24 protein-coding genes, 1 riboswitch and 1 other annotated feature are annotated in these 26858 nt (G+C 48.0%); of the genes, 10 read left to right on the forward strand and 14 right to left on the reverse strand.

What is annotated here, in order from left to right; all coding sequences use genetic code 11:
• Nucleotides 1-4: 4 nt before the first annotated feature.
• Entirely contained in the window at nt 5-1378 is a 1374-nt protein-coding gene (gene pepV / locus J7E21_RS07090; protein ID WP_215106007.1) for a dipeptidase PepV, read from the reverse strand.
• A 300-nt stretch (nt 1379-1678) separates the two neighbouring features.
• On the opposite strand from pepV, the gene J7E21_RS07095 reads away from it, so the two are divergent.
• The gene (locus J7E21_RS07095) at nt 1679-1900 is read left to right on the forward strand and encodes a DeoR family transcriptional regulator (protein WP_215106009.1); all 222 of its coding nucleotides are present in this window, start codon (nt 1679-1681) and stop codon (nt 1898-1900) included.
• Nucleotides 1901-1929: 29 nt separating this feature from the next.
• Here the strand turns inward: J7E21_RS07095 and J7E21_RS07100 are convergent, their stop codons facing one another.
• Nucleotides 1930-2643 carry a pseudouridine synthase gene (locus J7E21_RS07100; RefSeq protein ID WP_215106011.1) on the reverse strand — a complete coding sequence of 238 codons (714 nt, stop codon included), beginning with the start codon at nt 2641-2643 and terminating at the stop codon, nt 1930-1932.
• Nucleotides 2644-2654: 11 nt separating this feature from the next.
• On the reverse strand, nt 2655-4259 hold the full coding sequence (locus J7E21_RS07105) for a putative polysaccharide biosynthesis protein (RefSeq protein ID WP_215106013.1): 1605 nt from the start codon (nt 4257-4259) through the stop codon (nt 2655-2657).
• Nucleotides 4260-4389: 130 nt separating this feature from the next.
• Here J7E21_RS07105 and J7E21_RS07110 point away from each other — a divergent pair, with 130 nt between their 5' ends.
• A complete protein-coding gene (locus J7E21_RS07110; RefSeq protein WP_215106176.1) occupies nt 4390-5676 on the forward strand; it encodes a BaiN/RdsA family NAD(P)/FAD-dependent oxidoreductase in 1287 nt (428 codons plus the stop codon).
• A 926-nt stretch (nt 5677-6602) separates the two neighbouring features.
• Here J7E21_RS07110 and leuS read toward each other — a convergent pair.
• From leuS to J7E21_RS07125, 3 genes are all read right to left on the reverse strand, one after another.
• The gene (gene leuS, locus J7E21_RS07115; RefSeq protein ID WP_215106015.1) at nt 6603-9014 is read right to left on the reverse strand and encodes a leucine--tRNA ligase; all 2412 of its coding nucleotides are present in this window, start codon (nt 9012-9014) and stop codon (nt 6603-6605) included.
• Nucleotides 9015-9101: 87 nt separating this feature from the next.
• Nucleotides 9102-9295 (reverse strand) — a binding site (T-box leader).
• Between the two features lie 45 nt (nt 9296-9340).
• Nucleotides 9341-9994, reverse strand: coding sequence for a 3-oxoacid CoA-transferase subunit B (locus J7E21_RS07120; RefSeq protein ID WP_215106017.1), 654 nt, complete (start codon nt 9992-9994; stop codon nt 9341-9343).
• Between the two features lie 18 nt (nt 9995-10012).
• A complete protein-coding gene (locus tag J7E21_RS07125; protein ID WP_215106019.1) occupies nt 10013-10699 on the reverse strand; it encodes a CoA transferase subunit A in 687 nt (228 codons plus the stop codon).
• A 176-nt stretch (nt 10700-10875) separates the two neighbouring features.
• Between J7E21_RS07125 and mnmL the strand changes: the two genes are divergently transcribed.
• The 5 genes from mnmL (at nt 10876) to J7E21_RS16210 (ending at nt 15770) form a co-directional block, all read left to right on the forward strand.
• The gene (gene mnmL / locus J7E21_RS07130; protein WP_215106021.1) at nt 10876-11829 is read left to right on the forward strand and encodes a tRNA modification radical SAM protein MnmL/YtqA; all 954 of its coding nucleotides are present in this window, start codon (nt 10876-10878) and stop codon (nt 11827-11829) included.
• Entirely contained in the window at nt 11826-12410 is a 585-nt protein-coding gene (gene mnmM, locus J7E21_RS07135) for a tRNA 5-(aminomethyl)-2-thiouridylate-methyltransferase MnmM (RefSeq protein ID WP_215106022.1), read from the forward strand. Before mnmL ends, mnmM begins: the two co-directional genes overlap by 4 nt.
• 301 nt (nt 12411-12711) lie before the next feature.
• Entirely contained in the window at nt 12712-13443 is a 732-nt protein-coding gene (locus tag J7E21_RS07140; RefSeq protein ID WP_215106024.1) for an ABC transporter ATP-binding protein, read from the forward strand.
• Entirely contained in the window at nt 13425-14492 is a 1068-nt protein-coding gene (locus tag J7E21_RS16200) for a hypothetical protein (protein WP_251047803.1), read from the forward strand. Before J7E21_RS07140 ends, J7E21_RS16200 begins: the two co-directional genes overlap by 19 nt.
• Nucleotides 14493-14768: 276 nt before the next feature.
• On the forward strand, nt 14769-15770 hold the full coding sequence (locus J7E21_RS16210) for an ABC transporter permease (RefSeq protein ID WP_251047804.1): 1002 nt from the start codon (nt 14769-14771) through the stop codon (nt 15768-15770).
• Between the two features lie 90 nt (nt 15771-15860).
• Here the strand turns inward: J7E21_RS16210 and J7E21_RS07150 are convergent, their stop codons facing one another.
• The 4 genes from J7E21_RS07150 to J7E21_RS07165 form a co-directional block, all read right to left on the reverse strand.
• Complete coding sequence (locus tag J7E21_RS07150; protein WP_215106178.1) at nt 15861-16883, reverse strand: zinc-binding alcohol dehydrogenase family protein; 1023 nt, start codon at nt 16881-16883, stop codon at nt 15861-15863.
• A gap of 67 nt (nt 16884-16950) precedes the next feature.
• Nucleotides 16951-18585 carry a pyruvate oxidase gene (locus J7E21_RS07155; RefSeq protein ID WP_251047806.1) on the reverse strand — a complete coding sequence of 545 codons (1635 nt, stop codon included), beginning with the start codon at nt 18583-18585 and terminating at the stop codon, nt 16951-16953.
• A gap of 74 nt (nt 18586-18659) precedes the next feature.
• Nucleotides 18660-19682, reverse strand: coding sequence for an LLM class flavin-dependent oxidoreductase (locus tag J7E21_RS07160; RefSeq protein WP_215106026.1), 1023 nt, complete (start codon nt 19680-19682; stop codon nt 18660-18662).
• Between the two features lie 31 nt (nt 19683-19713).
• Nucleotides 19714-20496 carry an alpha/beta hydrolase gene (locus tag J7E21_RS07165; RefSeq protein WP_215106028.1) on the reverse strand — a complete coding sequence of 261 codons (783 nt, stop codon included), beginning with the start codon at nt 20494-20496 and terminating at the stop codon, nt 19714-19716.
• Nucleotides 20497-20595: 99 nt separating this feature from the next.
• Between J7E21_RS07165 and J7E21_RS07170 the strand changes: the two genes are divergently transcribed.
• On the forward strand, nt 20596-21105 hold the full coding sequence (locus J7E21_RS07170; protein ID WP_215106030.1) for a gamma carbonic anhydrase: 510 nt from the start codon (nt 20596-20598) through the stop codon (nt 21103-21105).
• 84 nt (nt 21106-21189) lie between these two features.
• On the opposite strand, the gene metK is transcribed toward J7E21_RS07170, so the two are convergent.
• Nucleotides 21190-22386: a methionine adenosyltransferase gene (metK, locus tag J7E21_RS07175; protein ID WP_215106032.1), complete on the reverse strand. Its 1197-nt coding sequence runs from the start codon at nt 22384-22386 to the stop codon at nt 21190-21192.
• 203 nt (nt 22387-22589) lie between these two features.
• Nucleotides 22590-22701: riboswitch (SAM riboswitch) on the reverse strand.
• A 237-nt stretch (nt 22702-22938) separates the two neighbouring features.
• On the opposite strand from metK, the gene pckA reads away from it, so the two are divergent.
• Nucleotides 22939-24528 (forward strand): phosphoenolpyruvate carboxykinase (ATP), encoded by a 1590-nt coding sequence (gene pckA / locus J7E21_RS07180; protein WP_215106034.1) that lies wholly within the window; start codon nt 22939-22941, stop codon nt 24526-24528.
• Between the two features lie 86 nt (nt 24529-24614).
• Here pckA and J7E21_RS07185 read toward each other — a convergent pair whose 3' ends face one another.
• From J7E21_RS07185 to J7E21_RS07195, 3 genes are all read right to left on the reverse strand, one after another.
• Nucleotides 24615-25454: an alpha/beta hydrolase family protein gene (locus tag J7E21_RS07185; RefSeq protein ID WP_215106036.1), complete on the reverse strand. Its 840-nt coding sequence runs from the start codon at nt 25452-25454 to the stop codon at nt 24615-24617.
• The gene (locus tag J7E21_RS07190; protein WP_215106038.1) at nt 25435-25893 is read right to left on the reverse strand and encodes an NUDIX domain-containing protein; all 459 of its coding nucleotides are present in this window, start codon (nt 25891-25893) and stop codon (nt 25435-25437) included. Before J7E21_RS07190 ends, J7E21_RS07185 begins: the two co-directional genes overlap by 20 nt.
• A gap of 69 nt (nt 25894-25962) precedes the next feature.
• Nucleotides 25963-26409 (reverse strand): Dps family protein, encoded by a 447-nt coding sequence (locus tag J7E21_RS07195; protein WP_215106040.1) that lies wholly within the window; start codon nt 26407-26409, stop codon nt 25963-25965.
• A 112-nt stretch (nt 26410-26521) separates the two neighbouring features.
• Here J7E21_RS07195 and yidD point away from each other — a divergent pair, with 112 nt between their 5' ends.
• Entirely contained in the window at nt 26522-26752 is a 231-nt protein-coding gene (gene yidD / locus J7E21_RS07200; RefSeq protein WP_215106042.1) for a membrane protein insertion efficiency factor YidD, read from the forward strand.
• Nucleotides 26753-26858: the final 106 nt, after the last annotated feature.

The following is a 26858-nucleotide window of genomic DNA, read 5'->3' on the forward strand; positions in this document are numbered from 1 at the left end:
AAGTTTATTTGCAAGCCAATTGATAAATAGCTTGTGCATATATAGCTGTTGCTTTGACCAAATTATCGATATCTACGAATTCATCCGCCTGATGTGCCACATCCGGTTCGCCTGGGAACAACATCCCAAACGCGACGCCTTTATCAAGTACGCGTGCGTAAGTGCCCCCGCCAATGGCCAGCAGTTCAGCCGCCTCACCGGTTTCTTTTTCATAAGCTTGTTGCAAAGTTTTGATAAAGGGGTCATCTGCGTCGACGTGATGCGGTTTCGAATTGGATAAAATCCCCATTTTAACTCCGTCGATTTCATTCCTCTCCATCATTTTATCAAATGGGTAGCTGATTGAATATCGCATGCTGACGCGAATTGCGGCTTGCTCCCCCGCTTTGTAACTCATAATCCCTGCATTGAATGTCGTGTCACCGGACGCTTCATCCGAATAGTCAAGGCTGAGCTTTTTGCCGCGTGAATCACCGCTGAAATAATGCGCGATGAACCGAACGAAATTAGCGCCGTCTCCTGCAATTTTATCCTGCAAAAACTTAGCAAGCAAAATGCCTGCATTGACTCCCCACTCCGGCTCCATCGCATGGGCTGATTTGCCGGCCAAAGTCAATACCGTGCCCGTGCCGTCAGCGCTCGCTTGGCAGTCGCCAGTAACTTGCTCATTCTCGCAAAACGCCTGAAATGCCGACGCCACTTGCTGCGAATCGAGCGCCAAATGAGCAATAGCGTGGTCCGGCACCATATTGGTCCGCTCTCCCGATGTGAACTCCAGCAGCTCGCCGCCTTCTGCAAAATTCAACATATACTTCAAATCTGCAATGCCTTTTTCAGCATTGATGATCGGAAAGTCCGCATCCGGCGCAAATCCGATGCCCGGCATTTCCTCGGTCTCGAAATAGCGCTCCACGCAGCGGAATCCACTTTCCTCATCGGTGCCGATGATCAAGCGGACACGCCGCTTGAAATCAAATCCGGCATCTTTCACCATTTTCAGCGCCATCCACGCTGCGATTGTCGGCCCTTTGTCGTCGATGGCGCCGCGGCCGTAAAGCTTGCCGTCCGCGATCTCACCGCCGAACGGATCTTTCGTCCAGCCGTCTCCGGCAGGAACGACATCCACGTGGCCGAGAATCCCAAGAAGCTCTTGCCCTTCCCCAATCTCCAGATGACCTGCGACATTGGCGACGTTTTTCGCTTTGAACCCTGCTCGTTCTCCTTTTTCCAAAAACCAATCGAGCGCTTTTCTGACTTCTGTACCGTAGGGAGCGTCAAGGCTACCATCTTCGCTTAAGACACTCGGAATTGCAATCAGTTCCTGTAATTCGCTGAGCAATTCATCTTTGCGCCGTTCTGCTTCTCGTTGCCAATCCATGCCTCACACTCCCTTTTGTTATGGCTATTGTACACCTTTTTCAAAAAATTTAAAGAATAGCCGGTTAATTTCAGTATTTTTTTCTATTTCACTAGCATTAAGTTTTCGTAAAGAAACCTATAATCATGGAATTCGAGAAGTTTTTCCGATATAATCAAATTGTCAGATAAGTCAAATTGACGGATTTTCTAAAAAAGGAGCTGTCTACCGCTATTATTCCTTAATTGCTGTATACACCACACTCAAACGTCCGCTAGTCTTTGCCATTGGTACTAAAGATGAAGGAGTGGTTCTTACCTTATGAAACCCACAACTGACCGCATGCTCATTCGGATCAAAGACATGTACAAGTACATTCTCGAAAACGGGACTGTGACCACACAGGATCTGGTCGACGAATTCGGCATCACTCCTCGCACCATTCAAAGAGATTTGAATGTGTTGGCCTTTAACGAACTGGTAGTAAGCCCAGTCCGGGGCAAATGGACAACGACGGAGAAGAAAGTCAAAATGACGTCCTGAAAACAAAGAAAATGACCGCAATTTTGCGGTCATTTTCTTTGTTTTAATTTGTTTAGTTCCTCTTCAGTCAATTCGCGGTATTGCCCCAATGCGAGCGTATCATCCAGTTCCAGCGGCCCCATCGACAAGCGCTTGAGGAACACCACTTGTTTTCCGATGCTCTCGAACATGCGCTTGACCTGGTGGAACTTGCCTTCTGTAATGGTCAGTTCGATTTCCGACTGCTCCCCGCTGTGCAGAATATGGAGTGTAGCGGGCTTTGTCTCGTAGCCGTCATCGAGTACGACTCCTTTTAGAAAAGCTGCCCCATCTTCCTCAGTCACCACGCCGTCGATTTTTGCGTAATAAGTTTTATCAACGTGCTTTCTCGGCGACAATAATTCATGCGCCAGCTTGCCATCATTGGTAATCAACAACAATCCTTCTGTATCTTTATCAAGACGCCCGACAGGAAACGGTTCAAAACGCTGCTCCGACTCCGTCAGCAAATCGATGACGGTTTCGTCGTAACGGTCTTCAGTTGCTGAAATGACGCCTTGCGGTTTGTTCATCATGACATACAGAAACTCCCGGTAGACGACAACCTCGCCCCCGATGGAAACATGATCCGCTTTTTCATTAACTTGAAACTTCGGATCGTGCACCGTTTCCCCGTTTACTTCCACTGCTCGTGCCTTCAGCAATATCTTGACTTCTTTTCTCGAGCCGAATCCGGAATTCGACAATAATTTATCAATTCTCATGCGTCATCCTCCTAGAAACCGAAGCGTCTTGTAATGCGTGTAATTCTTGCGCCTAGCAGCTTCTGTGCCAACCCTGTCTTCAAGCTTAGATAACCGTACACCGCCGCCCCGGCTCCACCGATCAAGACAATGCGGATGATCGACAGGAATTTATTGTCCATGCCGATGATATAATCCAAACCGTTCATCGCAAAATACACAGTGAGCGCCATAATGGCATTCAATATAAGGATGAGGATGATGCGGCGGAACACCATTTTCGAGCGGTAGTTCATCGTTTTGGAAATGATGATCATATTCATCGTAATCGCTACGATATAACCGATGATTGTCGCTGCAATCGCGCCGTCCGTCTCGAACATCATGATAAGCGGTGTGTTCAGCAGCGCCTTCAAGCCAAGGCCAATGAGCAGATTAACGATGATCCATTTCTGCTTATTGATACCCTGTAAAATCGAAGCCGTCACCGGGAATGCTGCGAATAAAATCGCCACCGGCAAATAATGCGCCAAGATTTCTGAACCGGTGTCGCTCACTTCGTAAAAGACATGATACAGCTCATCCGACAGCATCGTCATGCCGATGACCGCAGGCAAAGTCAAGAACAAAATCAATTGAAATGATTGATCCAGCGTTTTCGTCACTTGCAGATGTTCATTGCGCGTAAAATGCTTCGTAATAAGCGGAATGAGCGCCATCGAGAACCCTGTCGCCAGCATAACCGGAATCATGACCAGTTTATGGGCCGTCAAATTCAAAATCCCAAGTAAATCTGTTTCCATCAGATTGCCCCCGGCTGCCATCGCACGGTTGAACGTCATCAAATCAATGAACTGGAACAGTGGATTGGCGATGCCGAGAAAAATGACCGGAACAGCGTACAGCAAAATCTCTTTGTACATATCACGCAAGCGGACATCGTACGATTCGACTGATGTAGCCAGCAGTTGATTATATTCCGGCTTCTTTTTGCGCCAGAAATAATAAAGCGTGATAAGTCCACCCAATGCCCCGACAGCGGCCGATAAAACGGCAAATTGAATGGCGGTTTTCGGTGTGCCGTCGAACAAATAAATGACCGCGAATGCTCCCCCAAGTAAGAAAATAATGCGGACGATCTGTTCGATCAATTGCGAAACCGCAGTCGGCATCATATAATTATAGCCTTGGAAAAAGCCGCGCCATAAACTCATGAACGGCACAACGATCAATGCGAAACTGACCCAACGGATTGCATCAGCTACATCGTTCACCGAATAGATCGTCTCATCTTCCGAGATGGTGATGCGTGCAAGCGGCTCCGCCAAAAGATAAAGCGCCAAAAAAGACACGATTCCGGTGACGATCATCGTAACTAAGCCGGATCGCAAAAGTCGCCTGCCGGTTTCATAATCGCCGAGTGAATTGTATTTAGCGGTAAACTTCGAAAAGGCGATCGGCGCACCGGATATCGCCAGTGCGAGCATCAAGTTATACGGTATGTATGCGTATTGGTAAAGGCCGATATTATCTTCCCCGACCATGCCGTAAAACGGAATGATATAAATGACGCCGAGGACTTTCGACAAAAATAAACCTAAAGTTAAAATGGCTGTACCTTTAATTAATGAGGACATTTTGCACTCCCTGACTTGGTTCAAAATAAAAACAATCTACACGATAGTTTACACCTATAGACAAAATTACTCAACGTGTTTTGACTCATCGTGTATACTGAAAAGAAAAACGAAAGTGAGTTTTTATTATATGTATGACATCATCATTATCGGCGGAGGCCCTTCCGGCTTGATGGCTTCCATCTCCGCCGCATCAACCGGCAAGCACGTCCTGCTCGTTGAAAAAGGCAAAAAGCTCGGCAAGAAACTGATCATCTCCGGCGGCGGCCGCTGCAACGTGACGAACCGCCTGCCTTTAGAAGAAATCGTCCGCCACATCCCCGGCAACGGGCGGTTCATGTACAGCCCATTCTCGGTCTTCAATAATGAAGATATTATCCAATTTTTCGAGAACCTAGGCGTCGCGTTAAAAGAAGAAGACCACGGCCGCATGTTCCCGGTTTCAAACCGCGCACAAGACGTCGCTGAAGCGATGTTCCGTGAAATGGACCGTCTCGGTGTGGAAGTGAAACTCGAGTCTCCAGTCAAAAGCCTGCTGATGGATGACGACAAAGTGACCGGTATCCGGCTTCATTCCGGAGAAGAGTTCGAATCCCTTGCAGTCGTCGTCGCAGTTGGCGGAAAAGCCGTCCCGCAAACCGGATCAACAGGCGACGGCTATCCGTGGGCTGAAAAAGCGGGGCACACCGTAACCGATTTGTACCCGACAGAAGTTCCGTTATTATCGAATGAACCTTTCATCAAAAGCCGTGAACTTCAAGGACTTGCACTGCGCGATGTGGCTGTGACCGTTCTCAACAAAAAAGGCAAACCGCTCGTCACCCACCAAATGGACATGCTGTTCACTCATTTTGGCCTCAGCGGTCCCGCAATACTGCGCTGCAGTCAGTACGTCGTCAAGGAAATGAAGAAAAACGGCGGCCAAGCCGTCTCCACGCGCATCAATTCCTTGCCGAGCGATAATGCGGAATCGGCTTTCCAGATGCTTCATAAGCTGATGAAAGACGAACCGAAAAAAGCACTGAAAAATGTCTGGAAGAGTACAGCTCAGGAACGCTGGCTGCTATTCTTGTTAGAGCGTGCAGAAATCGATCCTCAATTGACCGGTGCGGAATTGCCGTCAGAAAAAGTGCGGGCACTGGCAAATGAAATGACCGCCTTCACAATGACCGTCTCCGGCACACAGCCGATCGAAAAAGCCTTCGTCACAGGCGGCGGAGTATCGATCAAGGAAATCGAACCGAAAACGATGGCCTCGAAAAAAAAGCCTGGCTTATTCTTCTGCGGCGAAATCCTCGACATCCACGGCTACACCGGCGGCTATAACATCACCTCCGCCCTCGTCACCGGACATGTCGCAGGAAAAAATGCAGCCGAATTCGCCACCAGCTATCAAAGAAAAAGCCCGATCGCTTAAGTGATCGGGCTTTTTTTCTATGGAATGAAGTTACTAAACAGCTGGAGTCTGGGTGTGACAATTTGAAATGGTTTTAGTTTTTGATCGCGATCGCCCAACTATCCGCAACCTCGCTTTGGGTTGGCCTCTTGCAGTGAGCCAGGAAAACCGTCTGTCTCCCTGCATCGGCTCACCCGTAAACGCGAGGCTGCTTTTAGATTTCATTGGTTCAAGCGAGTGAGTTATATCTGCTTCTGTATAATTCATCCGTTTTTGGGTATGTCGCTTAGCTAGTGTAATGAATATAGAGCTAAAGTTTGAATGTGGAAATATTGAGCTGTTCATTTCCGGCACCAGCTGAATATCCGCAGCCTCGCTTGGGGTTGAGCTTTCGCAGTAAGCCAGGAAGAACACCTGTCTTACTGCTTCGCTTCACCCGTAAGCGCGAGTCAGCTTTTCATTTTCATTGAATCAAGCGAGTAAGGTGTATCTGCTTCTGTATAATTCATCCGCCTTCAAAAAATATGTTTTCATCCAGGAGAGAGACAATCGCTTCCTGGGAAGTGGCATCTGGCAATAGTCTGCTAGATTCAAGAGTCTATTATATAGTAGGTTGGATTAATGACTACATAATCGTTTTTCTTTATTAAATAAACTTTAATGCCTTGTAAATTTCCACACCCCATTTCTAGTGGATTGGAATAATATTCATTACTCTAAACTTGGAGACGGAGCGGAAGAGGCCGACGCCTGGGGGACCGTGCGGCACATTTGTCTCGACGCCCGCCCCCGGCAAGCGTGCCCCTGCAGCGCAGTCTCAAAGTACAAGTTCTTTAAACTTGAACATTAAGCATCCGGTTGAAGCGCAATCCCCTCCACTCCACTATTCAATTACAAAGTTTCCACCAAAAAAAGCCGCCAAGAATCCCCGGCGGCTTTCATCTTTCTTATCCTACAACGATATTGACCAGTTTCCCTGGAATGGCGATGACTTTTCGCACTTGCTTACCTTCTGCCGCTTTTTGAACGTGTTCATCGTTCAATGCCGCAGCTTCGAGCTGTTCTTTCGTGCTGTCTTTCGCCACGACCAATTTGCTGCGGACTTTGCCGTTCACTTGGATGACGATTTCGATCTCATCATCGATCAGCTTCGACTCGTCAAACGTCGGCCACGCTTCATACGTCACCGTCTCGCTATGGCCCAGTTTGTTCCAAAGCTCTTCCGCTATATGCGGTGCTATCGGCGACAGCATCTTCACAAAGCCTTCAATATATTCTTTCGGCAAGCTCTCCGCCTTATACGATTCGTTGATGAATACCATCATCTGCGAAATCGCTGTGTTAAAGCGCAGGCCATCGAAGTCCTCGCTCACTTTCTTGACTGTCTGGTGATAAACTTTCTCCATCGAGCCGTCATTGTGCTCCGTGACTTTTCTTGAGGTCACTCCGTCTTCGATCAGCAAACGCCAGATGCGGTCAAGGAAGCGGCGGGATCCGTCAAGGCCGTTTGTCGACCAGGCGATGGACGCTTCTAAAGGACCCATGAACATCTCGTACATACGCAGCGTATCCGCTCCGTGGCTTTCGATGATCTGGTCCGGGTTGACGACATTGCCTTTGGATTTCGACATTTTCTCGTTGCCTTCGCCGAGGATCATCCCTTGGTTGAACAATTTCTGGAATGGTTCTTTGGTCGGCACAACGCCAAGGTCATAAAGCACTTTATGCCAGAAACGCGCATACAATAAGTGAAGAACGGCGTGTTCCGCACCGCCGATATAAACATCGACCGGCAACCAGCGTTTCAATAGTTCCGGATCTGCGAGCATATCTTCATTTGTCGGATCGATAAAGCGCAAATAATACCAGCAACTGCCGGCCCATTGCGGCATCGTGTTCGTCTCGCGACGGCCTTTCATGCCAGTTTCTGGATGGACAACATTGACCCATTCCTCGATATTAGCGAGTGGAGATTCGCCTGTGCCACTCGGTTTGATGTCTTGAGTGACCGGCAGTTCAAGCGGCAAATCTGCATCGTCTACTGGTGTCATCGTGCCGTCTTCCCAGTGGATGATCGGGATCGGCTCGCCCCAATAGCGCTGGCGGCTGAACAGCCAATCGCGAAGGCGGTAGGTGATCTTTTTCTCGCCGACACCTTCGCTCTCGAGCCAGTCGATTGCTTTTTGGATCGCTGCAGTTTTGTTCAAGCCGTTCAGGAAATCAGAATTGATCAATTCCCCGTCGCCTGCGTAAGCTTCTTGCGCGACATTGCCGCCTGAGACGACTTCGACGATTGGTAATTCAAACTGCTTGGCGAATTCATAGTCGCGCTCATCGTGTGCCGGCACGGCCATGATGGCACCCGTTCCGTAAGTGGCAAGAACGTAATCTGCGATCCAAATCGGCATTTTTTCGCCGCTTGCCGGATTGATCGCATAAGCCCCGGTAAAGACGCCTGATTTGTCTTTTGCCAGGTCGGTGCGTTCCAAGTCACTCTTCGTTTTCACTTTGTCGATATAGGCTTCTACAGCTTCACGTTGTCCTGACGCTGTAATTTCACCGACCAATTTATGTTCCGGTGCAAGAACTGCATAAGTTGCTCCGAAAATCGTATCCGGGCGCGTCGTGAATGCGCGGAAAGAATGTTCGGTCCCATCGATGTGGAACTCGAGCTCCGCCCCTTCGGATTTGCCGATCCAGTTGCGCTGCATGTCTTTCAAGCTTTCCGGCCAGTCGAGTTCATTCAAGTCTTCCAGCAAACGGTCTGCGTATTCGGTGATCCGCAGCACCCATTGGCGCATCGGGCGGCGTTCGACCGGATGTCCCCCGCGCTCGGATAGCCCGTCGATCACTTCTTCGTTTGCGAGGACCGTGCCAAGTGCCGGGCACCAGTTGACTGCCACTTCATCGACATATGCCAAGCCTTTATTATAAAGCTGGATAAAGATCCATTGCGTCCATTTATAATAACCCGGATCGGTCGTGTTGATTTCGCGGTCCCAATCGTACGAAAAACCGAGCTCCTGGATTTGGCGTTTGAACGTCGCGATGTTTTTCGCCGTGAATTCCGCCGGATCGTTTCCGGTATCGAGTGCATATTGCTCTGCCGGCAGGCCGAATGCATCCCAGCCCATCGGATGAAGCACGTCATAGCCTTGCATACGTTTTTGGCGGCTCAAAATATCCGTCGCCGTGTAGCCTTCCGGATGCCCGACGTGAAGTCCTGCGCCTGATGGGTATGGGAACATATCGAGCGCATAGAATTTTTCTTTGCCCGGCGTATTTTCCGTTTTGAAGGTTTTGTTTTCTTGCCAGTGATGCTGCCATTTCTTTTCAATTTCTTTGTGATTAAAAGACATTTCCTATTTCCTCCTCTAAATACAAGCGGGATGTCCGCTAGCGACGCGTAGTTTTCAGCAAAATAAAAAATCCCGTCCCTTAACTGAATAAGGGACGGGATTTTCCCGCGGTACCACCCAAATTAGCGATCGCTCGCTCAACTTGATTCCTTAACGCGGAAAACGGCGCAGTTTTGCGCGGACTCCAAGGCGAGTTCAATCATTCTGCATACCGACTCACACCACCCACCGGCTCTCTTTGCTGCATGAATTGATCTACTGCTCCTCTTCACGGCCATTTGCTATTAATATTCATTTTAGCTGAGCATCTGCAGTTATGCAATAGCTCAGTATACTTTGACGCTGTCCGTATCGAGTGCAGCCTCTGTTGCAGCTACGACCTCATCGACGCTATGGCCTTCGAATACTTCTTTCAGGACAAGTCCGGAATCGGTCACTTCAATTACTGCACGTTCTGTGATGATCAAATTGACGACCGCTTTGCCGGTCAGCGGCAATTCGCACGCTTTTTTGATTTTCGCTGAACCGTCTTTAGAGACATGATCCATAATGACAATGACTTTCTTCGCGCCGTGGACCAAATCCATCGCGCCGCCCATGCCTTTGATCATTTTCCCTGGAATCATCCAGTTCGCAAGGTCGCCGTTTTCTGCCACTTCCATGCCGCCGAGTATCGCGACATCGATATGTCCCCCGCGGATCATCGCGAATGACTCAGCGCTCGTAAAGAAAGAAGATCCCGGAATGGTCGTGACGGTTTCTTTTCCTGCATTGATCAAATCGGGGTCGACTTGGTCTTCTGTCGGATAAGGCCCGATGCCGAGCAATCCGTTTTCAGACTGCAAGACGACTTGTTTGTTATCGGAAATGAAGTTTGCGACAAGCGTCGGCATGCCGATTCCGAGATTGACGTAATCTCCATCTTTAATTTCTTTTTCCGCACGTTTTGCGATTCGTTCTCTGATAGCTTGTTTGTCCACTTTAGTCCCCGCCCTTTCTTATCGCGTCGTCAAACGCTCGATTCGTTTTTCCTGGTCTGCCTGCAGCAAGCCTTGCACGTAAATGCTCGGTGTCTGCACGTGGTTCGGATCGATGTCGCCGACTTCCACAATGTGCTCCACTTCCGCAATCGTCACTTTCCCGGCAGCAGCTGCCAGCGGGTTAAAGTTTTGCGCTGTTTTGTTATAGACAAGATTGCCCATTTTATCTGCCGTATGCGCACGGACCAGAGAAAAATCAGCTTTCAAAGCCAGTTCCAGGACATATTCCTTGCCGTCGAATTCGCGGATTTCTTTGCCTTCCGCAATGATCGTCCCGACTCCTGCCGGTGTAAAGAATGCCGGTATTCCGGCTCCGCCTGCGCGCATTTTTTCAGCGAGCGTGCCTTGCGGCGTCAATTCGACCTCGATTTCGCCGGATAGTACTTGCCGTTCGAACTCTTTATTTTCACCGACATATGAGCCGATCATTTTTTTTATTTGCTTGTTTTTCAGCAGCAAACCGAGTCCCCATTCGTCCACTCCACAGTTATTGGAAATAATCGTCAGGTCTGTTACCCCTTTATCGACGAGCGCTAAAATCAGCTGCTCTGGTATGCCGACCAGGCCAAAACCTCCTACCATAATTGTAGCGCCATCTTGTATCGGTTCGACTGCCTCTTTAGCAGAATTGTAAATCGATTTCATCGAAAGTTTGCCCCCTTCGCAACATTAACTGAATTTTTATTCAATAAAACGCTTCCATAAACAATTTAACCAAAAGTTGATGGGAAACGCAACAATGACAATGGTCGCACGATTCGATTTGCTCGCCTTTTTGGTAGCTGCTGCATGCTATAATGGCTCATAAGGAGTGGGTTTATATGGACAATCAATTGCCGTTTCCAAGTGACGGGAAACGATATTATACATGGAATCGCCATTTGCGCGAACAGTTCGGCCATAAAGTGATGAAAATCTCACTAGATGCCGGGTTTGATTGCCCGAACCGCGACGGCACCGTCGCTTTCGGTGGCTGCACCTTTTGTTCTGTCGCTGGGTCCGGGGATTTTGCCGGGGACCGCGTTGATCCGATTCCGGTACAATTCGAACAAGTGAAAACAACTATGCATCGCAAATGGAAAGACGCCAAATACATCGCCTATTTCCAGGCGTATACGAATACCCATGCCCCGATCGACGTCATCAAGAAACAGTTCGAAGCGGCGCTTGCTCAAGAAAATGTCGTCGGTATCAGCATCGGGACACGTCCCGACTGTTTGCCTGATGAAGTCGTCGAATACTTGGCGGAGCTCAATGAACGCACGTATTTATGGGTGGAACTCGGGCTTCAGACTGTCCACGAACGGACGGCGCTGCTCATCAACCGTGCGCATGATTTCGAGACCTACAAACAAGGCGTCGAGAAACTGCGGGCACACAGCATCAATGTTTGCAGCCATATCATCAACGGCTTACCGCTCGAAGACAGAAGCATGATGATGGAAACCGCACAGACAGTGGCGAAGCTAGACGTGCAAGGAATCAAGATCCATCTGTTGCATTTATTGAACGGTACGCCGATGGTCAAGCAATACGAAAAAGGTTTGGTCGAATTCATGGAAAAAGAAGCGTATATCCAGCTCGTCGCCGACCAGCTTGAAATCATCCCCCCTAGCATGGTCGTCCAGCGCATCACCGGGGACGGCCCGATCGATTTGATGATTGGCCCGATGTGGAGCACGAATAAATGGGAAGTGTTGAACGGCATCGATGCAGAACTAGAAACGCGCAGCAGCTGGCAAGGAAAACGGTTTGCCGGGAGCGCGAAAATATGACCTTGCAGCGCTTATTGCCGTTTACCAAATCCCTGCTCGAGCAGGTCGTGCATCCCGGCGACATCGTCGTGGACGCCACTGCCGGAAACGGCCACGATACGCAGTTTTTGGCTGGACTGACCGGTGACACCGGAAAAGTCTATGCGTTTGATATCCAGCAACAAGCAGTCGAAGCGACCAGAAAGCGTGTCGGAGCATCTCCACATGTCGAATTGATCCACGACAGCCACGCGAAAATCGACCATTACGTGAAAGAATCGATTTCAGCGGCGGTCTTCAATCTCGGCTATTTGCCAAAAGGCGACCATGCCATCATCACAACAGCAGTGAGCACCTTGCAGGCGATCGGGCAATGTTTGGAGCGCTCAAAAGTGGGCGGCTTGGTGCTGGTAGTCATTTATTCAGGCCACAAAGGCGGCAGCGGAGAGCGCGATGCTGTGATGGAGTACGTGAAAGAATTGCCACAAGCTCAATTCGACGTCCTAAAATACGAATTCATCAACAAAAAGCATGAACCGCCTTTTTTAGTGGCGATCGAGAAAAAGAAGCAGCATAGTTTTCAGAAAGACAGCAGACTTTAATCTAGTCTGCTGTCTTTTTCTATAGATTACGGATAGCGCCTTCCCTTTTTTCAAATTACATCACATGCTTATTCATGATTTCAACCACTTCCGCTAAGCCCATCCCTGAAATTATATTATTCAAGTTTCAATAGAACATTTTACGAAATATCCGCTTTTTCGATTATGAAATTATAATGCATTAATCTGCATTCAAATCCATCTTTAATTAACGGAATATTTAAACTATAACGAATGGGATATATCTATTCGCAGTTCTACCTTACGTTTGTCTTTCAAAACGAGTAAAGGGGGGAATTACTTGATCAAATTGACGGGAGTTACAAAAACCTACCAAAGCAGGGATATAAAAACACACGCTTTAATCGACATCGACCTGGAGATTGATGAAGGTGAATTTGTTGTGATATTAGGTCCTAGCGGCAGCGGTAAAATCACACTTCTTAATGTAATCAGCGGCCTTGATCGTACAACTACAGGAAGCATCACTTTCCGCGGCAAGGAATTGACCGGCCTATCTGACAGTGAAATGACCCATTTCCGCAGGCAGCATTTAGGCTTTATCTTCCAGCAATACAATCTTCTCCAGAATCTGACGGTGTATGAGAATATTCAAGTTGGAGCTGAGATCGGAACTGACCCATTGGATATCGACGAGTTATTAGCAAAAATCGGCCTGGAGAAAATGCGCAATAAATACCCGAGCCAATTATCCGGCGGGGCACAACAGCGAGTATCCGTTGCGCGCAGCCTAGCCAAAAATCCGGCTATCATTTTTTGCGATGAGCCTACAGGATTTTTAGATGAAGAAAATTCAAAGAATGTCTTGAAATTGCTCCAAGACCTTAACCGTGAATATAAGAAAACAATAGTCGTCATCACCCATAACTTGGGCATCTCTGAAATGTCCGACAAAGTAATCAAAATGAACTCAGGAAGAATTATCGAAGTTACTATCAATGAAACCCAAAAAAACGCCCAAGACATTCAATGGGGTAAAGGTAGTGATCTGTTATGCTGCAGAAAAATGTAATGAGGGATTCACGAAAAAAATGGATGCAGCTTGCTGCAATCGGAATCATCATTATTCTCAGTTCCCTTACCTATTCTATGATGTTTTATGGAATCAGCGGCATTGAAGAGCCGACTGAAAGTTACCTTGAAGACTATAACCAAGAGGATTTTTCTGTTGAAATGTTAAATACGGTGACAGAACAGGAAGCTCAAGACCCAGAGATTGCCAATGTCCTCTCAGAAGGAAGCTTTTCATTAAGTGACATTAAGAAGACAGACACAGAGTTGTTCATGCGCCTCATGGACAACCGAATCAAAGCTTTTGAACAGCAAATCCCGGAAACGAATTTGGAACTGCGGCAATATAAAGTTGCCTATTTTGATTGGAACGGCAATAGCCATACCGCTTTGATAGCCAAAGACGCAGAACAAATCAACCGGTCTTTTATCGAACAAGGACGAAAACCTTCAAACATCTCTGAGCTAGCCCTCAATAAAATCTATGCAGAAAAGAATAATATTGAAATCGGAAATTCCTTTGTCCTTGGAGGAGAGGAATACACAGTTACCGGCTTTGTACTGTTCCCTGACTATACCCTCCCCGTTTTTGATGACAGTTTTAATTTCGATGCAGCCCTAAAGCCATTGGTTTTGCTCTCGGATTCAGCATACGAGCAGCTCAATGCTCAGGAAAGATTCAGGCTAGCCGGAAGTACATTGGACGGTTCTGCCATAGACACTGCTTTCGATAAAGAACAACTCCCCTTCATCAACCAAATCCTTGCAACCGAAAACACAACGCGCAGCGGTGCCATATACAGGAAGTTGGACGAAGGCAAAACCATGTCTCTTGGACTCAGTATCTTTATAGCGGCGATAGCGGTAATTATCGTGTCGATCATGATTTTCAACCTGCTTCATGCAGAGCGCAGCCAGATTGGCATATTGAAAGCATTGGGCTATACCGGACGAAAATCGCTATTCCTTACTTCTTCGCAATATCCGGGTTCGCTCTCATCATGCTGGCTATCGGCTATTTGTTGGGCTGGTTTGCTGCTGAACCGCTGAAAGACTTGTATATAGAGTTCTATCTTCTTCCGTCTGCCAGCATTGAACAAAGCTGGACCGTTTTCGCAACTTCCATCTTAGTCCCGCTGCTCTTTTTTTCGGCAGTTTCAGGTTTCATTATCTATAGAACATTAAAAGAACCTGCCTTATCTCTTTTGAGCCCTCCCGTCCATCAATCGATCAATTGGTTGAGCCGGGCAGTAAGCCGGCTATTAGTCGGTGCTTCAGCCACTACTAAATTCAAATACCTCCAGGCGATCCGCAACGAGCAGCTTCTTGATTTTCTTCATCGGTATTATGTTTTCCACATCATTAATTTTCTTCGCCTTGATGTTAAACGGCACGATCGAAAGAATGACTACCGGCTATTTAGAGGAAGTGGATTACGAGTATGAAGCTTATTTGGATCCTACCCAGCCTCCTCCTGCTTTACAAGGCGGGGATGAGAAGTTCCTTTCCTATCCGTTCGCCGCATTCAATAACGAGGTCGTCGCTCTACAGGTGTTAGGGCCCGATAGCCGCCTGTATAAGCTTTTCGATGGAACCCGAACGGATATTACCGATAGCCTTGATACTGGCGTAATTATTAGTGTAAGGCTGCAAATTAAAGAAGAGATTGAAATCGGGGATACGCTCCATGTCGAAATAAATAACGAAGAAGTCGAATTTCTTGTCCAAGGAGTTGTTGATGAATATATTTCCGATAGGATTTATATGGACCAGGAAACACTTAGCCGCCTTCTGACAGAAAATCGTTCTCCGGATCTTTATAATGGCATCTACGCCTTGGAGATGCCCTCCTCTGAAAGCTATCAATCAGTTCTTTCAAAACGTGGCATCATTCAACAATCCGAGTCATTACAGAGCTACTCGCGATTGATGTTTAATGTCATGATAGCGGGGTCTCTGATTATTGCCTCGAGCATCATGTTTGTCCTCACTTCTTTCACAGTCGAAAAGAATTATTACACCATTTCCCTGTTAAAGGTGATGGGCTACAGCCGGCGTGAAGTGAATGCCATGATATTGAATAGTTATTTTGCCTACGCCCTAGTATCCTTTCTGCTTAGCATACCGATCGCGTTGTTCGTGATTCGCCGCATGCTCTTTATTTTTGCACAAGATTATGGCATTGTGCTCCCGCTGGAGTTTGAGCCGGTCTTCGGATTGATTGCGCTGCTTCTCTTAATATTCATCTACTTTCTCAGCACCTATCTCAGCCGCCGGAAAATCGAGCGCATTTCGCTTCAGGAAGTGCTGAAAACATACGGGCAATGAGAACAAACTCTTCGGCAGCAATACAAACTGAAATATTATTGTCCCTTTTATTAAAAAGAGCAGCAGGCTGAGGCCTGCTGCTCTTTTCTGCTACTTTTCTACCGGCCCTTCTATGACGATTTTTCCGATCGTCCGGCCTGACATCAATTTTCCGTAAGCTTCTTTTAAAGTCGCCGGACTTATCGGCGACATCGTTTCATTCAGCGTCGAGTGGATTTTTCCGCCGTCTGCCCAGTCTGCCAGTTCATTCAATAAATGATGCTGCTCGATCATATCCTCTGTCTGGAACATCGAGCGCGTATACATCAATTCATATACGAAAGTCACACTTTTTCCGAATAAAGCAGGAGCGAGCGGCTCGAAGGCCGGCAGGATCGAACAGATTTTTCCTTGAGGCAAAACCGCTTCCGCCATTCCTTTCATATGATCATCGACATTGGTCAGGCAAAAGATATATTCCACTCCGGTTATATCGAGTTCTTTCAATTGCGGCAATAACTCTTCATGGTGATTGATCGTATAGTGAGCGCCGTGTTCTTTTGCCCATTCGATCGTTTCAGGGCGCGACGCCGTACCGATGACCGTAAGTCCGGATAAACTTGCGATCTGTGTTGCAACCGAACCTACTCCCCCGGCCGCTCCGATGATCAGGATGTTCTTTCCAGCATTGTCTTTAGGGTTTCTGGAAACACCCAAGCGGACAAAAAGCGCTTCCATAGCCGTGAGTCCCGTTAGCGGTAAGGCCGCTGCATGGGCAAAGTCTAAAGTTTTCGGTTTCTTGCCGACGATGCGCTCATCCACGAGGTGATATTCACTATGACCGCCTGCCCTGACATTTGTTCCAGCGTAGAATACTTCATCCCCGGTTTTGAACAGTGAACAATCGCTGCCGGCAGAAACAACGACACCAGCGACGTCTCGCCCGACAATCGTCAAGGAATCATCCTCCGGCTTTTTCGCATCGCGCGTTTTGTAATCTGTTGGATTCACCGATATCGCCCGGACTTCAACGAGAAGATCGTGTCCTTCCGGTACCGGTTTGTCCAATTCCACCGCTTCGAACTCAGGCGGTTCAGTTGTGGGTCCTGGCTTATAAAATCCAAGTGCTGTCATTTTTGAAGTCAATAATTTTCGCCTTCCTTTCTACTGTGTAGATGGTGTGATGACTTTTCATTTTCTGCTATAAAATAGCGGATATGTCTTCCACATAGGCATCAATGACGACCGGCTGTTTGCCCGCTTTCGCTGTTGATAAGGCATCCTGCAATTCTACTCGGCTCTTCACGGTGTATCCCTGCCCGCCGCAGGCAATGGCGAAAGCGGCATAGTCGATATTGGCGAGATCGACATTCGTCGGCTTATTGCCGGCTTTTTTCTGCTCATCTTCGATCAATTGAAGCTTCTGGTTATTGAAGATAACGATGATCATCGGCAACTCGTATTTGACGGCGGTGACAAAATCCTGCATACCCATCGAAAATCCGCCGTCCCCGACAATGGCAATTGCCTGTTTTTCAGGATATGCGAGTTTCGCTGCAATCGCCCCCGGCAAGCCGCAGCCCATTGTGCCAAGCCAGGACGACAACACCAGCTTCTGCCCGGTCAGTTGCAAATATTTAGCCGTCCATATTGTGATGCTCCCGACATCAAGTGAGACGACAGCGTCTTGTTGCATGATTTTCTGGATTTCAGCTATTACTTGCTGCGGCTGAAGCATTTCCGTTTGCTTGTTGATATCCTCCTGCAATTGCTGATGCCAATCTGTTCTCTTATCTCTATACTCTTCTAAGAAACCGGCATCTTTTTCGCTCAAACGTTCTGACAGCCAAACGAGTGCCGGACCGAGATCTCCGACAATGCCTACTGTCGCCGGGTAATACTTTCCGATGGTGCGCGGGTCGATATCAATTTGGATCGCCTGTGCTTTGTCGGGAAGATATTCACGGTACGGATAAGCTGTACCTGCAAGTATAATAAGGTCCGCTTGCTTCATTGCTTGTTCAGCCGGTTCGGTCCCCAACTGTCCGAGCTGTCCTAAATTATACGGATGAGTATCGGGTATCATCCCTTTTGCCGGAAGTGATGCGATGATAGGAGCTTTCAGCTTTTCAGAGAATGCCAACACATCTTCAGTCGCTCCTTGTGCACCTTTTCCTGCCAGGATGACCGGCTTTTTTGCGGTCTCTAGCAGCTTCAATGCTGCCATTAAATCTTCTTCCGCCGCCCTGATGTTCGGCTCGGTGTATTCTGGAGACGTCAGCATTTTTTCCCGTTTGATCTTCATGCTGAATAAATCATCAGATACAATGAGAACTGCCGGCCCTTTTTCTGCGTATGCCGCACGAATCGCTTGATTCAGCATATCCGGCAATTGCTCTGCCGTTTGGACGCGCCGGTTATAGACTGAGACGTCCTCAAACATCGATTCCAATTTCAATTCCTGGAACACATCGGTTCCGACAGAAGTGCTTGTCACTTGTCCGACGATTGCCAGCACGGGCGTTTTATCTTTTTTCGCATCATACAAACCATTCTGTAGATGGATCGCACCAGGTCCGGCGATCGACAGGCAGACGCCGATGTGCCCGGTCAGCTTCGAATAAGCGGAAGCAGCAAGTGCTCCGGTTTCCTCGTGGCGTATCTGGATAAAGCGGATGTCAACTTTGCGTAGTTCCTCCATCAACTCGTTGATGGAATCACCCGGCATTCCGTAAATATGATCCACATTCCATTGTTTCAACAGCTCTACGACATGACTTCCTGCGGTACGGTCAAACATAAGCATTCCTCGCTTTCTAAGTTTCCGCTGTTCCATTTCTTTATCCCACCTGCATACCTCTAAACCTCTTTAGCAAAACATACAAAAAAGCAGTAGACTGTTTTGCCAGTCTACCGCTCTTTTCCTGTATCTCTTTGTTTCATTTCTTCTGCAATCAACCGGAACGTCGTCAGCTTGTCTTCAAAATCATATGCGGCCGAGACGATCATCACTTCGTCCGCTCCATAGTCGTGTCCCAATGTCTCTAATTGATCCACAACTTGTACAGGATCACCGACGACCATACGCCGGCGATTTTCCGCAACGAGCAGCTTTTCGAACTTAGAATATTCGTAGGCAATTGCCTGTTCCGGCGGCGGGGTACCATCAGACGGCATGCCTTGAGCACCTATCGCAAGCGACAAGTCAAGAGAGGATGCGACGTATTCTGCCTGCTCTTTTGTTTCCTGGCAGACCGCGAAAATTGCAAAGCCGACATACGGTTTATTCCCGTTATGAGAGATGAAGTTTTCCTTGTAGCGTTTCGCAAACGCCTGGCCGCCTTCGCCGTTGATGAAATGGGCGAACATATACGGCAGCCCTTTTTGTGAAGCCAACTGCGACGACCCTTCCCCTGAGCCGAGCATCCAAATCGGCGGCTCATGGGGCGGCACCGGTGTTGCTTTTAAGCCGTAATAATCATGCGTCTTCGGAATGCTGTTTTCCAAATACATGCGCAGTTCATCCAGCTGTTCAGGGAATCTCTCCACTTCCCGCATCCGGCCGTTCGACAAGGCGTATGATGCTCTCGGCATACCGCCCGGCGCCCTGCCGACACCTGCATCGATGCGTCCCGGGTACAGATTCTCCAATAAGTTGAAGTTCTCGGCCACTTTGAATGCCGAGTAATGCGGAAGCATAACGCCACCAGAACCGAGCCGGATCGAATCTGTCTGTGCGCCGATATGGCTGATCAGGATTTCAGGTGAAGAGCCTGCCAAAGTTTTCGCATCGTGATGTTCCGATACCCAAAAGCGGGTATAGCCCCATAGTTCTGCCTGCTGTGCCAAACGGACGGTGTCAGCAAGCGCTTCGCGCGCCGTCTGGCCTTGAGAAATCGGGGATTGGTCTAATATACTGAAGTGTAAAGACATGTTCATCTCTCCTTTATTGTTCCAGTCGCTTTCAATCGGATTCGGCTACTGCCTGGGCAAAACAGAGGCTCATCTGAAATACTTCTTCCCGTTCCGGCTCCTGGAACAGGTCATGATAGCAAAACGGCCATTCTTTAAAATGGAATTCCGCTAACGTCTGCGTAGACAGCCAATCGCGGCTAAGTTTTGTTTTGGTGATCAAATCGCGCTGTCCCAAGTTGAGCATCACTGGGACATCTGGAATTTGCGTTTTGCCTGCCTGCTCCATATAGCTCTGCAATTCTTTCCACCAAGCCGGCGTGCTGAGTGAGTAGATCGCTTCACCCGCCTTAGCTTGCCCATCTTGAAACTTACGCCGCGTCAAATGGCGCAGCTCAATGCCATGGTCGACTTTGCGCTTTCCTCCAAGCTTGCTTATTCCGGACAGCGGGAATGATTGCTTCGCTGGAAATTTCTTCAATTCAAACCACGGAGATGTGAGAATCACTGCTGACACCGGGTGGCGGTTGGCAGAAAGTGCATGGATGGCGACAATTGCACCTAAGCCATGGCCAATCAATACAATTGGCAGCACATTTTCAGCAGCCAGCCGGAGCAACTCCGCAGCCGCTTTGTCGTACTCGAAAAAATGTTCCCGGTGCACCCCGTCCTCTGAAGCCTGTATGCCGTGTCCCGGCAGATCCCCCATATAGACGTGAAACCCGTTCGTGCGCCATTTCTCGATTTGCCATGCATAGCGCCGATGCTCTTCGTAAGCATTATGAATCAGCACCACAACACCTTTTGCCTCTCCTTCTGCCAGCCATTTCCACATATCCGCGCCTCCTTTATAAAGCTTGTTCGATTGACCTTTTCGTTTGTTTTGATACGATTAGAACTAACTACATCTTATCAATGATAAAGGAGCTTTGCCATGATCTATCCATATAAAGACAAATCACCAAAAATTGACAATTCGGCATTCATTGCAGACTTTGTGACCGTTACGGGAGACGTCACCATTGGCGCAAATTCCTCTGTTTGGTTCAATACGGTCATCCGCGGCGACGTCGCGGCGACTATCATCGGGGAAAATACCAATATCCAGGATTTGTCTATGCTCCACCAAAGCCCGGACAACCCGCTCATTTTAGAAGATAATGTGACAATCGGCCATCAAGTGACGCTTCATAGCTGCACAGTCCGCAAAGGCGCACTCGTCGGCATGGGCTCTGTCATCCTGGACGGTGCTGAAATTGGCGAAGGCGCATTTATCGGTGCCGGGAGCCTAGTCGCTCAAGGCAAAAAAATCCCGCCCGGCACATTAGCATTCGGCCGTCCCGCAAAAGTCGTCCGGGAATTGAACGATGACGATAGAAAGGACATGGAGCGCATCACTCGGGAATACGCTGAAAAAGCCGCTTATTATAAATCGCTTCAATAACAAAAAGCAGACGGAGAAATTTCTCCGCCTGCTTTTTGTGCTGCATTTCAGGAAGCTTACACTCCCACTGATTGAAGTCGCTGTTTACGCGTTCGCTTGTGCTTTCAAAGCTTCCACTTTATCGGTCCGTTCCCACGGAAGGTCGACATCCGTGCGGCCGAAATGGCCATACGCTGCAGTCTGCTTGTAGATCGGACGGCGCAGGTCGAGCATTTTGATGATGCCTGCTGGGCGCAAATCAAAGTTGGCGCGCACAAGCTCGATCAATTTGTCTTCGCTTACAGTGCCAGTCCCGAACGTATCGATAGCAATCGACACCGGGTGTGCGACACCGATCGCATACGCCAGCTGCACTTCACATTTATCTGCAAGGCCTGCAGCGACAATGTTTTTCGCAACATAGCGTGCGGCGTATGCACCAGAACGGTCCACTTTAGTCGCATCTTTGCCCGAAAAAGCACCGCCGCCGTGGCGCGCGTAACCGCCGTAAGTATCTACAATGATTTTGCGGCCAGTCAAGCCAGCATCCCCTTGAGGTCCGCCGATAACAAAACGGCCTGTCGGGTTGATGAAGTATTTTGTTTCGTCGTCGATCAAGTGAGCCGGTACGACTGCGTTGATGACATATTCTTTAATATTGCGCTGAATCTGCTCAAGTGTCACTTCTGGGTGATGCTGAGTGGAGATGACGATGGTGTCCACGCGAACCGGTTTATTATTTTCATCATATTCGATCGTCACTTGTGTTTTACCGTCCGGACGCAAATATGGAAGGATCTCTTCTTTGCGCACTTCTGCAAGACGGCGAGCCAATTTATGCGCCAAGCTGATCGGCAATGGCATCAATTCTTCTGTCTCGTTGGATGCATAGCCGAACATCAGACCTTGGTCTCCTGCTCCGATTTCATCTAATTCTTTATCTGTCATTTGGCCTTCACGAGCTTCAAGGGCAACGTTGACCCCGGCTGCGATATCCGGAGACTGCTCATCAATCGCTGTCAAAACAGCGCTTGTTTCAGAGTCGAAGCCGTATTTCGCACGTGTATAGCCGATATCTTTAACTGTCTGGCGCACTACTTTCGGGATGTCGACATACGTAGATGTCGTAATTTCCCCCGCAACCAGCACCAAACCTGTTGTTACTGTAGTTTCGCATGCAACCCGTGCGTTCGGGTCTGCTGCTAAGATTGCATCAAGGATGGCATCCGAAATTTGGTCACAGATCTTATCCGGATGTCCTTCTGTTACTGATTCTGATGTGAATAATCGACGGTTTGTCAAAAAATGTTCCTCCTTATATCCTGCGAGATTGCTCTCGAAATTGATACGGTACTCGTTTTCCCATGTCAAGTCCGTTCCAGTCGAACTGGATTGAACTTCAAGCCGTTGTGGCCTTTCACACGAGGATTAAGGGCAATTTCATAAAAAAATCCCTTCGCTCATAAATAAATGAGGAAAGGAGAAATCATCATAAGCACCTTTCACTCTTATCGTCCAAGGTTGAGTTCCTTGCTTCAGGTTTGGCACCTTCTCTGCAAATGCAGCAGGTTGCCGGGTTTCATAGGGCCTGTCCCCTCCACCAGCTCGGAATAAGAGTATCCGTACAATTTTCCATCATACGGAATGCGTCAACCGCTGTCAACGGTTTTAGCGGAAACACTTGCCCGATTTTTGTGCGCATCCGGCTTTATACTATAAAATATGCATAATTCATGAACATTGAAAGATTTATGGTTATTAGTATAGACTAATCATGCCAATGTGTTATACTAATGTTCGAATATACATCTTCCCCATTCACTTGGGAATAAACGAAAAGGAAGGTACATATATATGACTTCAGTGAACTTTGCAAATGATTTGAAAGAGCTTTTGAACGGCTCGAATATTAAAATGCAATTGTCGGTTCCCCAATTGGTGGAAGCTGCAACATCCCGGGGAGAGGCAGTTCTTACGCGCGAAGGCGCAGTAAAAGCCGAAACCGGTAAATACACGGGCCGTTCGCCTAAAGACAAGTATATGGTAGAAGAGGAAATTTCGAAAGACAAAATTGACTGGGGCAATGTAAACCGCCCGATTTCTTCTGAAATCTTTGAAAACCTATATGCTAAAGTCATCAATCATTTGAAACAAAAAGACGCATTGTTCGTCTTCAAAGGCTTCGCTGGTGCAGATCCTGAATCCCGTCTTGCGATTCAGACGATCACAGAATATGCATGGCACAACCTTTTCGCCCACCAATTGTTCATCCGCCCGACTGCGGAAGAACTGGCTGCGCACGAAGCTGAATTCACTGTTGTGTACGCTCCAACGTTCCAAGCGGACCCGGCGGTCGATGGCACGGTTTCTGAAACTTTCATCATCGTTTCAATGGAAAAGAAAATCATCTTGATCGGCGGTACAGAGTACGCTGGCGAAATGAAAAAATCTATCTTCTCGATCATGAACTACATCCTGCCTGAAAAAAACATTCTGCCGATGCACTGTTCAGCAAACGTCGGAAAAGAAGACGATGTTACTTTATTCTTCGGCCTTTCCGGAACAGGCAAAACGACGTTATCCGCTGATGAGGACCGCAAGCTGATCGGCGACGATGAGCACGGCTGGTCCGATAACGGCGTCTTTAATATCGAAGGCGGCTGCTACGCAAAAACGATCAATCTGTCCCGTGAAAACGAGCCGCAAATCTATGATGCCATCCGTTTTGGTTCTGTCCTCGAAAACGTGGTCGTTGACGAAGATACACGTATCCCGGATTACGATGACGGTTCATTGACAGAAAACACGCGTGCCGCCTACCCAATTGAGGCCATCGATAATATCGTAACTCCTTCTGTTGCAGGGCACCCGAAAACGATCGTCTTCTTAACGGCTGATGCTTTTGGCGTATTGCCTCCGATCAGTAAATTGACGAAAGAACAGGCGATGTACCACTTCCTTAGCGGCTACACGTCTAAACTTGCCGGCACTGAACGTGGCGTCACATCTCCGGAAGCGACATTCTCGACTTGCTTCGGTTCACCATTCCTGCCGCTACACGCAACGGTATACGCAAAAATGCTCGGCGACAAAATCAATGAGCACGGCGCAGAAGTATATCTTGTCAACACAGGCTGGACTGGCGGAGAATATGGCGTCGGAAGCCGTATGAAATTGTCTTACACACGTACAATGGTGCGCGCTGCAATCCGCGGCGAGCTTCAAGATGCGGAAATGGAAACCGAATCCGTATTCGGCTTGAATATGCCAAAAGAAATTCCTGGCGTCCCGACTGAAGTATTGAACCCGCGCAATGCATGGGCTGACACAGCAGCTTATGATGTGAAAGCACAGCACTTGGCGAAGAAGTTCAAAGACAACTTCGAGAAATTCGGAACAGTGGATCCGGCCATCAGCGTTAAGGGCGGACCTACCCACAACTAAATCAATAAAAAAGGACGAGGAAAAATCAATCATTTTTCTTCGTCCTTTTTCTATGGAGTTTTTCACCTTGAAAGTGATCTATTCAGTCATACTTTTTTTTTTTGCTCAGCCGCTATGGCTTTTACTGTGCGGTCAGCCCTTTTTCCTGCCTCTTCTTGATTGATCATCCAAACCGTCAAAGCTTTGGCGGTTTGGATGTTGGCTTGCGGAGGGAAAAAATGCGTGTATTCCGGAAAATACCACGTTTCAAAGCTATGGCCATTGAGCTTTAGCGCTTTTTCCAAAAGAAAAGCCTGCTGCACTGAAACATGTTCATCTTTCAGGCCGTGGATGATCAGGAAAGCCGCATCGCTTTTAGCCAGATGCTTGAGCGGATTGCGCTCTTCAAATGCGGGAAGCGTTGTATTTGGGGTTCCGCCATAGAGTCGTTTCATCATCCGTCGCATATCGATCCGCTCTTTATAGGTCACCACGGTATCGGTTACACCAGCCCAAGTCACCACAGAGCAAATATCCTCCCGCAAAACGGCAGTCCAAATTGCCATGATACCCCCTCTTGAAAATGCCAGTAAGTGAACCGGTCCACTAGTGAATTTCTTCAGCACATCGACTGCGTGTACTGCGTCCCATCTGTCTTCTCCGGCAAACTCATCCTTGCCTTCCCCACCGCGGTTTCCGCGGTAATAAGGAGCGAACACCGTAAAACCCATTGCGGAAAATTGTGCAATCCTTGCCGGCCGCACCATGCCTATCGACTGGATGCCGCCGCGCAAATACAAAATCCCTCTGGCGTTTTCTCCTGTTTTCGGCTGAGCCAGTAAACCTTTGACGCGCAAACCTTCAGACCAATACGTCAGCTCTCTCAGGCTGACGTTCGGATTGGGTGACGGATACCATCTCGCCGATTCAATGTCTCCATTTTTCAAGCCTCTTCACCTTCTTTATGATTTCCTCCATGCCTTTATCGCGCATCAGGAAGCTATAACGTTTATCAATCATCAATTGTGGGACGAGTACCGCCCCTTCCGTTTCCATGCGGGCGATGTCGTCGATGCCCGTAATGACGGCAGCGAACACCGTTTTACTGAAAGGCGTATCCGCATTGACTGTGTATTCTGCAATCCATTCGAGTTGCTCTGCGCTGGCACCCGTTTCCTCGTACACTTCCCGCTTCGCGGCTTCTTCAAGCGATTCGCCAGGTTCTGCTTTGCCTCCCGGAAATTCCAAGCCGCGTTCGCGATGTTTCGTCAGCAGCCAGTCGCCGTTCCATTTCGCAATGACCAGCACATGCCTGCTCGTTAATTGCGACTGCCCTTGTTCGAAAAACAACTGGCAATTACAGTCGTTCAAGTCCGTGTATTCCATAGAAAGTCCTCCCGGCTCTAGAAAAAAGCGCACAACCGGAAAACGGTCGTACGCCCCATTTCTTCTATTCTACTTCTTTTCGCCGAGAAATGCAGACAACATCCAAGAATGCTTCTCCAAATTTTGATGAATGGCGTTGAACATATCTTCTGTCATGTCATCGCCATCTTCAGCAGCAAGTTCCATGCCTTTTTTCAAGGACTTCATGATTTTATCGTAATCGGAAACGACCGTCTCGACCATGTCTTCCGCGCTTTCGCTGCTTGTCGCTTCAGTGACTACGGAAAGTTTTAATTGCTCTTTCATCGTTGCTACCGGCTTGCCGCCAAGTGCCAATAAGCGCTCTGCAATCTCATCCATATGTAGCGTCGCTTCATTGTAAAGCTCTTCGAATTTCATGTGCAATGTAAAGAAAGATGGGCCTTTGACGTACCAGTGGAAATTATGTAATTTCGTGTAGACCACTGACCACGTTGCTACTTGGACGTTCAATTCTTCGTTAAGTTTTTTTGACACAATTCATCACTCTCCATTTTTATTGATAAGCTCTTCTGCTTTATAAATACCTCTAAAACCCCTACAATAAACATCAGTGAATCGTAACCATACAGAAAGAAGTGGAACCATTATGAAAACCGTATTAGTGAAATTGTTTCGTTTTTACCAGCGTTTCATCTCCCCATTGTCACCGCCGAGCTGCCGCTTTTACCCGACCTGTTCGCATTACGGCATCGAAGCGGTGGAAAAACACGGGGCGCTAAAAGGCGGCTATCTCGCAATGCGCCGTATATTGAGTTGCCACCCGTTCCATAAAGGCGGAGTGGATTTCGTCCCGGAAAAATGGCCCCCTAAAAAATAGATGGCTTTTTTTCTTGTATTCCGCGATGTTCTATTGTATGATTCTAAGAGTCAATAAAACGTAATCATTACATTTTATAAAACTATACTGAATTTTTGGAGGAACA

This window comes from Planococcus sp. ISL-109, assembly GCF_018613655.1.
Lineage (GTDB): Bacteria > Bacillota > Bacilli > Bacillales_A > Planococcaceae > Planococcus.

Excerpts from the sequence above, each read along its gene's own strand:
- pepV (WP_215106007.1), bottom strand. The coding sequence starts at position 1,378 with ATGGATTGGCAACGAGAAGCAGAACGGCGCAAAGATGAATTGCTCAGC.
- J7E21_RS07095 (WP_215106009.1), top strand. The coding sequence starts at position 1,679 with ATGAAACCCACAACTGACCGCATGCTCATTCGGATCAAAGACATGTAC.
- J7E21_RS07100 (WP_215106011.1), bottom strand. The coding sequence starts at position 2,643 with ATGAGAATTGATAAATTATTGTCGAATTCCGGATTCGGCTCGAGAAAA.
- J7E21_RS07105 (WP_215106013.1), bottom strand. The coding sequence starts at position 4,259 with ATGTCCTCATTAATTAAAGGTACAGCCATTTTAACTTTAGGTTTATTT.
- J7E21_RS07110 (WP_215106176.1), top strand. The coding sequence starts at position 4,390 with ATGTATGACATCATCATTATCGGCGGAGGCCCTTCCGGCTTGATGGCT.
- leuS (WP_215106015.1), bottom strand. The coding sequence starts at position 9,014 with ATGTCTTTTAATCACAAAGAAATTGAAAAGAAATGGCAGCATCACTGG.
- J7E21_RS07125 (WP_215106019.1), bottom strand. The coding sequence starts at position 10,699 with ATGAAATCGATTTACAATTCTGCTAAAGAGGCAGTCGAACCGATACAA.
- mnmL (WP_215106021.1), top strand. The coding sequence starts at position 10,876 with ATGGACAATCAATTGCCGTTTCCAAGTGACGGGAAACGATATTATACA.
- mnmM (WP_215106022.1), top strand. The coding sequence starts at position 11,826 with ATGACCTTGCAGCGCTTATTGCCGTTTACCAAATCCCTGCTCGAGCAG.
- J7E21_RS16200 (WP_251047803.1), top strand. The coding sequence starts at position 13,425 with ATGCTGCAGAAAAATGTAATGAGGGATTCACGAAAAAAATGGATGCAG.
- J7E21_RS07150 (WP_215106178.1), bottom strand. The coding sequence starts at position 16,883 with ATGACAGCACTTGGATTTTATAAGCCAGGACCCACAACTGAACCGCCT.
- J7E21_RS07155 (WP_251047806.1), bottom strand. The coding sequence starts at position 18,585 with ATGGAACAGCGGAAACTTAGAAAGCGAGGAATGCTTATGTTTGACCGT.
- J7E21_RS07160 (WP_215106026.1), bottom strand. The coding sequence starts at position 19,682 with ATGTCTTTACACTTCAGTATATTAGACCAATCCCCGATTTCTCAAGGC.
- J7E21_RS07165 (WP_215106028.1), bottom strand. The coding sequence starts at position 20,496 with ATGTGGAAATGGCTGGCAGAAGGAGAGGCAAAAGGTGTTGTGGTGCTG.
- J7E21_RS07170 (WP_215106030.1), top strand. The coding sequence starts at position 20,596 with ATGATCTATCCATATAAAGACAAATCACCAAAAATTGACAATTCGGCA.
- pckA (WP_215106034.1), top strand. The coding sequence starts at position 22,939 with ATGACTTCAGTGAACTTTGCAAATGATTTGAAAGAGCTTTTGAACGGC.
- J7E21_RS07190 (WP_215106038.1), bottom strand. The coding sequence starts at position 25,893 with ATGGAATACACGGACTTGAACGACTGTAATTGCCAGTTGTTTTTCGAA.
- yidD (WP_215106042.1), top strand. The coding sequence starts at position 26,522 with ATGAAAACCGTATTAGTGAAATTGTTTCGTTTTTACCAGCGTTTCATC.